General features: G+C 49.6%; 7 protein-coding genes. 3 read left to right on the top strand and 4 right to left on the bottom strand.

The annotated features are described in order from the left end of the window. Window positions 1-277 (top strand): transposase (locus Q0R17_RS17315; protein WP_293937248.1); only part of this gene is annotated, 277 nt, incomplete at its 5' end. Between the two features lie 25 nt (window positions 278-302). Here Q0R17_RS17315 and Q0R17_RS17310 read toward each other — a convergent pair. Continuing rightward, on the bottom strand, window positions 303-1,616 hold the full coding sequence (locus Q0R17_RS17310; RefSeq protein WP_293937245.1) for a hemolysin family protein: 1,314 nt from the start codon (window positions 1,614-1,616) through the stop codon (window positions 303-305). Continuing rightward, entirely contained in the window at window positions 1,613-3,235 is a 1,623-nt protein-coding gene (locus Q0R17_RS17305) for an NAD(P)/FAD-dependent oxidoreductase (protein WP_293937242.1), read from the bottom strand. Before Q0R17_RS17305 ends, Q0R17_RS17310 begins: the two co-directional genes overlap by 4 nt. A gap of 105 nt (window positions 3,236-3,340) precedes the next feature. Between Q0R17_RS17305 and Q0R17_RS17300 the strand changes: the two genes are divergently transcribed. Beyond that, window positions 3,341-3,667, top strand: coding sequence for an endonuclease domain-containing protein (locus Q0R17_RS17300; RefSeq protein WP_293937251.1), 327 nt, complete (start codon window positions 3,341-3,343; stop codon window positions 3,665-3,667). A gap of 167 nt (window positions 3,668-3,834) precedes the next feature. On the opposite strand, the gene sbcB is transcribed toward Q0R17_RS17300, so the two are convergent. Both sbcB and Q0R17_RS17290 read right to left on the bottom strand, forming a co-directional pair. Next, the gene (gene sbcB / locus Q0R17_RS17295) at window positions 3,835-5,271 is read right to left on the bottom strand and encodes an exodeoxyribonuclease I (RefSeq protein WP_293937240.1); all 1,437 of its coding nucleotides are present in this window, start codon (window positions 5,269-5,271) and stop codon (window positions 3,835-3,837) included. 128 nt (window positions 5,272-5,399) lie between these two features. Continuing rightward, window positions 5,400-6,434 (bottom strand): TIGR03790 family protein, encoded by a 1,035-nt coding sequence (locus Q0R17_RS17290; protein WP_293937238.1) that lies wholly within the window; start codon window positions 6,432-6,434, stop codon window positions 5,400-5,402. Between the two features lie 359 nt (window positions 6,435-6,793). Between Q0R17_RS17290 and Q0R17_RS17285 the strand changes: the two genes are divergently transcribed. Further along, window positions 6,794-8,113: an integrase family protein gene (locus tag Q0R17_RS17285; RefSeq protein WP_293937236.1), complete on the top strand. Its 1,320-nt coding sequence runs from the start codon at window positions 6,794-6,796 to the stop codon at window positions 8,111-8,113. Window positions 8,114-8,214 lie beyond the last annotated feature (101 nt).

Raw genomic sequence — 8,214 nt, 5'->3', positions numbered from 1 at the left:
GTTTAAGCATTTGGTAGTCCAAGCCCCCAAAGGCAAGGCCGGAACGGAAATTGACGCATTTAAATGGCTCAATGTGATGCTTGGGAATTTAAAAACGGCGCAATCTGGCACTTACCATGCATTCAAATACAGTAAATATGCGGGTCGCTATTTGGCAGAAATGCAGTACCGATTTAATCGGCGTTTTGATTTGTGCGCCCTAATTCCACGAATGCTACATGCATTACTCATAGCTAAGCCTTGCCCGCGTGGGAGATTAACTGAGCAAGAGACATAATCAGGTTACGTTTTCCTAATGGTTTTTACGCTTCTTCGGATTTTTTTTGCGGAGTAATTCGTGTAACCAGCAGCTGGTCAATACGGAAATTATCAATATCCACCACTTCAAACTTATAATCACCAAAAATCAATAGCTCGGCTTTTTTAGGAATGCGTTTGAGCATATACATCATAAAACCAGCGATGGTTTCGTAGTTTTCCTCGTCTTTTAATTCATCAATATCTAACGCTTTTTTCACATCTTCAATCGGTGTTACGCCATCAACCAGCCAAGAGCTTTCGTCGCGGCGCACAATTTGATCGGCACCAGGATCCACCATGCTACCCATTAATTGAATGGTGACATCATTAAGCGTGATAATGCCAACCACCAATGCATATTCATTCAAAATAACGGCAAAGTCTTCACGTGCTTCTTTAAATTGCTCTAATACTTCAGATAAAGAAAGCGTATCAGGAATAGTCAGTAATTTACGATTGCCACATTGTTTTAAGCCTTCTAGCAGATTTATTTCGCCGCCTTTAAGCACTAATTGCAAGATATCTTTGGCGTCGATATAGGCAAATACGCTGTCTATGCTGTTTTCACAAAGTAGAAATTTAGAATGAGGGTCGGCCAGCATTCTGGCGCGGATGTTTTCTTCTGTATCCGTTAATGAAAAGAAAATCACACTTTCACGGGCAGTCATCACCGATGTGACGGTGCGGGTTTCTAATTCAAATACATTTTCAATTAGATTATGCTCTTTACGCCTTACCGTGCCGGCCATTGCGCCCGCATCGGCCATTGCTACAATATCATCGGTGGTGATTTCATCGCGGCGCACGGCGGGCAGCTGAAAGGCATTAAAAATAATATTGGCAATACCATCAAAAATAAATACCAGCGGGCGTAATAAAAAGATGCAAAATAAAATGGGTGCAACCACTTTTACTGCAGTGGCTTCGGGTACAGCCATGCCGACTCTTTTAGGGATTAAATCGGCAAATTGAATAAATAAGCTGGTAACCAACGTAAAAGACATTAAAAAGCCCAAGGTCTGGGAAAGCTCGACCGAGATACCCAGCTGCAGTAACAGCGCTTTAAAAACTGGTGAAAACGTGGGCTCACCAAAAATACCGCCCAAAATAGCCACGGCATTCACGCCAACTTGCACCACGGTAAAGAAATCCCCCGGTCGCTCTTGCAAGGCGAGCACCAGATCGGCGCGCTTGTCGCCTTCTTCGCTCATTTGTTGCAATTTGTGTTTACGCGATGCAGCAAGAGCAATTTCTGAAACAGAAAAAAAAGCACTAATTAAAATAAGAATAAGAATAAGTAATAAACCGTTCATCATGATATTGAATCTCCTAGCGCTAGCTTAGCAGCTCGGCAGCCCCACCATAAAGCTTCTTCAAAGATTGATAAGCCTGACAGGTCTGAATGAGCAAATAAAACCTTGCCGTGTTGTGTGCGTAAGGCTGCTAGCCCCTGATTACTTAAAAACCCCGGCGAGGGCGTTGCCATAGCGTGGCCACGCAGGGTGATCTCGATACTTTTAATGGATTGTCGCCAGCGCCAGCCGTAAACATGGCGTAAATCACTGGCGGCTAATTCGTAAAGCTCGTCGCTGCTGGCGTGCTGCAGCCATTGCCTTGCTGCCCTGGGTGTAAGGTCTGATAGTGCGTGATAGGCGGTAAATACCGTCTGCGCAGGTTTGGCCGCGCGGATTAGCTGATGGCTGGCCACGACATAGCCTAACCCCTTGCCTTGGTAGCGCACATTATCCCATGCCAGTGCTTCGGAGTTGGATTCTACTGGAAAGTGATCGAGTAAAAAATTGCTGACTAACCAAGGTGCGTGTTCCGGCATATGCTCAGGCAAACACCCATATTGGGCTAAAGGCAGTAGCTTTTGTGCGACGTGCAGTGGCATCGCCATAATGACTTTTTTGGCCTTGATACGCTGCGATTGCCCAGTTTTAGTATTAAAAATGAGTGCTTCTATGCCCGCTTTGGTTTCGCTTACCTGGTAAGCCATGCCCGATTGACGTTGGCCTGCAGGGATGGTTGCCGCCATATAGTTAATGAGCGGATAGAGCCCATTGGGCCAAGTAAGTACGGCACCATTATTGGCATTGGCGGCGTGGCCGTTGCGGCTGGCAAAATAATGTAGCCCTGCCCATGCCGAGGTGTGGGCTAGATCGCTACCGTAATCATCGCGGCAGCAGTAATTCAGATACCACAGCAGGCTGGGGGCGGTGTAATGCTCGGCGGCCAGCCAGTCGGCAAAGTTTTGCTTATCCAGCGCTCGCCAAGTTGGATCCGTGCTGGATAAAACCAGCGGCACGGCAAAGAGGCGTTTTTTATCTGCGCCTAGGCTGATTTTTAGCCGCTCTGTAAGGGCAAAAAAGCGTTCGGTTTGTTGAGCTTCTTCTTTGGAAATACCATGCTGCGGCACCACGCCATCTTGCCATTGGCCATTGATATATAGCCTGTCTTCGGGGGAGTGCACCAGTACGGCTTCATTAAAGTGAGGAGCATCGCTAAGATCACCATGCTCAATCACGCCCATTTCGGCTAGTAGCTCGCGCACATGGCTAGATTCCTTGGACGGCAGCGGTAAATAGTGCGCGCCACGCGGATAGGCTAGCCCGCCAAGCTGGCCTTCTGCCGCATTACCACCAAACTCTGGCCCATCTATGAGCAGAAATTCTGTGTGGCTTTTAGCTAACTGCCATGCTGCACCCAGCCCTGCTACGCCGCTGCCCAAAATAAGGACATCGGTACTGATTTCAGTGCTGGGAGCAGGAAAATCTGGCTGTCGTAATCGGTGCCCCTCGGCCATCCCAGGCATATATAGCTGAATCGGCAAACCCCAGCGTGTGAAGCGAGAAAAATCCGGCACACGGCCACAGGCCACAAGGGAGCTGCTGGCGGCGAGGGTAAGGAAGTGGCGGCGGGAGATTGGAGTCATTGAACAGGCAGGCCGTGGCTATAGGACAGAGTAAGTTTAATCCTTGCTATATTATTACAGCAAAGCCGTGCGCGCTGCAGGGAGAATGAAGTGATCAGTAAACTGATGCGAGATCGGGCCAGACAATTACGCGTACAAGCGACGCCGTTTGAACAAAGCCTATGGCAACATCTGCGAGCAGGGCGTTTGGCTGGATTTAAATTTCGCCGTCAGCAAGTGATTGGGCGTTATATCGTCGATTTTGCGTGCATGCAAGTTAAAGTCATTATTGAGTTGGATGGCAGCCAGCATGCAAGTGCTGCAAGCAATGATGCTGAGCGTGATGCTTGCTTAAAAAGCCAAGGTTATCGGGTGTTAAGAGTTTGGAATAATGAATGGGATCAGCAGCCTGAGGCTGTTTTGGAGCAGTTGTGGTGCTTGTTGCATGAATGAGTGCGGCCTTGGCCCCGAGCCCAAGCCTTCGACCCTTTCCCCAACCCCTCTCCCAAAATGGGGGAGGGGCTTTTAAACATACACTACCATTGAGTGAGATAGCTTGATTTCCCCCCCTCTCCCCTTGTGGGAGAGGGGCCGAGGGAGAGGGGGCAATTGGGTCAAGCCTACTCCTCATCCGGCATTATGCTTTCGGCGTAATCAAACAGCGTCGCTAGTAATCCGGCTTGGCTGTCATCAATATGATCCGAAAGCTCATCAATCTTGTCGCCAAATACTTCTAGCGTGCGTGCGCCGCCTGCGCCATCAAATAATTTGGCTGCACGGTGTTGCTCCCAGCGGCGTAGCTCTGTAGGGGAGAGGCTCTCTGGGAAGTTTCTGGCACGATAGCGAAAGAATATTTCTTCAAGGCGGCTGTCTTCAAAGCTCACCTTTTCACGGGCTAGCTCATCGCCACTAAAATGGCGCAGTTTGGCCAACAAGCGCTTATCGTTATTGCCAACAAAGCCGCCGTATAAGTCTTCATCTACATCGCTGCTTGCGTGCTCGCTCGTAAATACCTGCAGCCAAATAGCGGCCATATCGGGGGCAGCAGCGGCGATTTTGGCGTGTTCCAGTGCTTGCTCTACATCGATATTCCAGTGCTTTGCGCGATCGTTACTTAAGGTTTTGAGATTGCCAATCACGATGGGTGATTTATTAATATGAATGCTTTTTACGGGCAGGCGGGTCACGCCTTCGGGCAGATCAGTGCTTTTGCTGAACATGCGCTGGCGGATGGTGTCGGCGTCTAGGGTAAATAGCTCGGCTGGATCAAAGGCCAAATCCCAGACGATGATTTCATTTTTATTACTAGGATGCATGGCCAGTGGCCAGACGATGGTGATGCAGCCGCGATCTGCTGGAAACATGCCGCTAATATGCAAAAAGGGCCGTGCTTCTTCTGAATGGCTACGTAGGCCAATCTGCTCTAGCACTTTGTCTTTTTTGCGCAGCGAGAAGCAAAAATCGAATAGCTTGGGCTGGCTTTGTTTAATCAGCCTTGCCAATGCAATGGTGGCGCGCACATCGGATAAGGCATCGTGCGCGGCTTCATGGCTAATGCCGTTGGCTTGAGTTAAGTGCTCTAGTTTGAAAGAAGGGCGGCCATCTTCATGTTTTGGCCAATTCACTCCTTCGGGGCGCAGTGCATAGCAAGTGCGTACGACATCCAGCAAATCCCAACGCGAGCAATCGTTTTGCCATTCGCGCGAGTAAGGCTCAATCAGATTACGCCAGAACATAAAGCGGGTGACTTCATCGTCAAAACGAATGCTGTTATAGCCTAGGCTTACGGTGTTAGGGGAGGCGAGTTCGGCCTCGATGCGGGCGGCAAACTCATGCTCATTCACGCCGTTTTCTAAGCAGTGCTGCGGGGTAATCCCCGTGAGTAGGCAGGATTCAGGATCGGGTAGATAGTCGGGAGCAGGCTTGCAATATTGCATCAGCGGCGCACCGATCTCGTTTAACTCGGCATCGGTGCGGATACCGGCAAATTGGCTAGGCCGATCACGGCGCGGGTTAATACCAAAGGTTTCGTAATCGTGCCAGTAAAAGGTATGCATATCTTATATAGCCTCAAATAATCGCTGGCTGATTATAAGGCTTTTGAATTTATCGGGTAGCTAAGCTTTCTCTGCGCAAATGTTGATGATTGGGGTATTGAGCGAGTGGGGCCGTACTCGCCCAGTCATTATTGCTTTCTTGGGCTAAGGCTGCGAAAAGGTGCGGCCAGCGGATCGCCAATAAATACCCCTTGCGCAGGCCACTCTACGCTTTTCCAGTAAGCCTCTACCGCCGTCGCCCCTGCCAAGTAGTGATAGAGCAGCACCACTGGGTTGGGGAATTTTTGTGGATAAGAATAGGGCTCGCTTACCGTGCCATAGCTGGCGGTTGCACCGGCTTCTAGCCATTTTAAGCTGCTCATTTGGCTGCTATCGGTCAGCATGCCACCAAAAGAAGTTAAATGATCGGCCAGTGCGCCAGGCACAAAGCGCAGGGTTTCTAATTTATCCACTTTAGTGAGTCCCGTTTGATAAATCAGCACGTCTTTTTTATTGGTGATGGCATCGCTATTTAAGTTTTCAATCCTAATCGGCGGGCGGGCCACGGTTTGTGTTGGAGGAAAAAGCGGCGCTCGCACACTACGCGTTTTGTCGCTGGTGGTTAAATAATAAGCTGTGCCTGCTGGGAAACTGCCCCAAGCTTCTACACCGCGATCAATTAATTTTTTAGCTTCCGCTATGTTTGGGGCTGCCAGCATCATGCTGGGGCGAATTTTTAAATCCGTAAATGGCTGGGTACTGGCGTGATTAAAGTAAGCAGAAGCAGGTGTTGGCTTACCGCCATCTTGGCAAAGCCCTTCTTTATAGCCGATGGTAAATGCATAGGTAATGCCAAGGCAATTCACGCGGTAAGGCTTAGTCCAAGCAAGAGCTAAGGCCTGAATATGAGCGGGCAAAGCTGCATCTAGCTCTGCCTTTGCAACGGCTAACTCCCCTTCACTGATCCATGTTCGATCAATAGGCAGGCTAATTTCAAAAATTTGCTCAGGCTTTAGGCCATGTTTTTCGAGGTAATAACGCGCGATTTCGGCCGATTGTGGGTCATTGCGATTCACCACCACTGCCAATTGGCTAGCATTGAGCTGATAAAAAGGCTGCTTAGGTGCCGCAGCCCAGATCGATGTGGCAATAAAAAAAGAAATAAGGCCGAAAAGAAGCTTCACAGGGGGGGGCTCTTGATACGGGAATGAGCAGCATCCTAGGGGAAGTACAGGGCTAATGCTAGATAAATACAGCAAGCATAGGGGAGTAAAGTGTCAGAAAGCAAAAAGCCCAACCTTGCGGATGGGCTTTTTGCTTTCTTACTGGGGTGGCTGATGGGGCTCGAACCCACGACAACAGGAATCACAATCCGGCTAAATGGCTATTTATTGGGTTTGACCAAAGTACGAAAAAACAAGATAAAGCCTTATATTTAAAGGCTTGTATGGATTTCTGGTTACATTAGTCCTATGATTGATATTGATGCAAATGGACAAAATTCGGTTACATAGCGGTTACATGGAATCAGAAGGGGCTGTTTATGAGCAAGATTAAGTTTACCGCGCCGCGTGTTCTGGCACTCCATTGTAAGGAAGGTAAAACACAAGTGTTCCATTGGGATGTGGATACCGATGGGCTAGGTGTTCGCGTCATGGCGACGGGCACTAAGTCCTATGTGCATCAAGCAAAACTAGATGGTAAGTCGATACGCACCACGATAGGCGATGTAAGGGCGTGGACTTTAGACGAGGCTAGAAAGAAGGCGCGAGAGTTACAAACTGACATCGACAACGGCAAAGACCCACGACAAGAAAAGGCCGATAGGCTGGAGGCCGCACAGGTTAAAGCGAGCAAGATAGAGCGCGGCAAGTTGACGCTAGGGATGGTGTGGCCGCGCTACGTTGCTGCACGTCGGGCTAAGTGGTCAGCATTACATATCCGTGACCACGTTCGCGCCGTGCATGAGGGTGGAGAAGTTAAGCTACGGGGTAAGGGTTTAACAGAGGCGGGAGCGCTGGCCGCGCTATTGCACGTAAAGCTTTCCGCGCTAAGTGGAAAGCGCATTGCCGCATGGCTTGAAGTGGAAGCGGCTAAGCGTCCAGCACAGGCCGCACTGTCTTACCGGCTACTCTCTGTGTTTGTTAATTGGTGCGATTCACAAGAAGACCTTGCGGCCATTGTTCCTGTTGGTGCGTGTAAAGCCAAGCAGGTGAAAGACGAGCTACCAAGGGGCAGGACTAAGGAAGGGGATTGCTTGCAAAAGGAGCAGCTATCACGCTGGTTTGCTGCGGTGCGTGGTTTGAATAACCCTTGTGCATCGGCCTATCTGCAAGGCTTGTTGCTGACTGGTGCACGTCGTCGGGAGCTGGGTAGTTTGCGCTGGGATGACGTTAATTTTGAATGGAACAGTTTAACCATTCGAGACAAGGTGGAAGGTGAGCGCACTATCCCGCTTACGCCATATTATAAAAGTCTGTTGTTGGGACTGTTACGCCGTAACGAATGGGTATTTTCTAGCCCTTCGTCTGAGTCAGGGCAGCTCGTCGAACCGACCGCGCCCCATCGCCGCGCTTTGCTTGCCGCTGACCTGCCACACCTCACGCTGCATGGTTTGCGCCGCTCGTTTAATACTCTTTCAGAGTGGACAGAAGCACCTACTGGCGTGGTAGCGCAGATTATGGGGCACAAGCCTAGTGCGATATCCGAACGCCATTACAAGCGCCGCCCTTTGGATTTGTTGCGGGTATGGCATACAAAAATAGAAGCGTGGTTTTTGGAAGAGGCAGGGATTGATTTTCAGGTGGAGGCGGAGCCGGTCAAGCGTAAGCACTCAGCCGTACCACAGCAATTTTTCGATTAACTCTGGCATGCTGCGCTTTTTATCTTTGGAGCTGTAGTATGGGTATTCATCGATCTGATCTTAGCTTGGAAGCGGTGCAAACTTGGCAGGCCAGTGCGCTG

Source organism: Iodobacter sp., from assembly GCF_025352645.1.
In the GTDB taxonomy this organism is placed as follows: Bacteria; Pseudomonadota; Gammaproteobacteria; order Burkholderiales; family Chitinibacteraceae; genus Iodobacter.
The sequence above is the reverse complement of the archived record's forward strand: the minus strand, read 5'-3'. Positions and strand labels throughout refer to the sequence as shown.

What these genes read in the sequence shown, in the direction of transcription:
- Q0R17_RS17310 (WP_293937245.1), bottom strand. Translation starts at nt 1,616, where the DNA reads ATGATGAACGGTTTATTACTTATTCTTATTCTTATTTTAATTAGTGCT.
- Q0R17_RS17305 (WP_293937242.1), bottom strand. Translation starts at nt 3,235, where the DNA reads ATGACTCCAATCTCCCGCCGCCACTTCCTTACCCTCGCCGCCAGCAGC.
- Q0R17_RS17300 (WP_293937251.1), top strand. Translation starts at nt 3,341, where the DNA reads ATGCGAGATCGGGCCAGACAATTACGCGTACAAGCGACGCCGTTTGAA.
- sbcB (WP_293937240.1), bottom strand. Translation starts at nt 5,271, where the DNA reads ATGCATACCTTTTACTGGCACGATTACGAAACCTTTGGTATTAACCCG.
- Q0R17_RS17285 (WP_293937236.1), top strand. Translation starts at nt 6,794, where the DNA reads ATGAGCAAGATTAAGTTTACCGCGCCGCGTGTTCTGGCACTCCATTGT.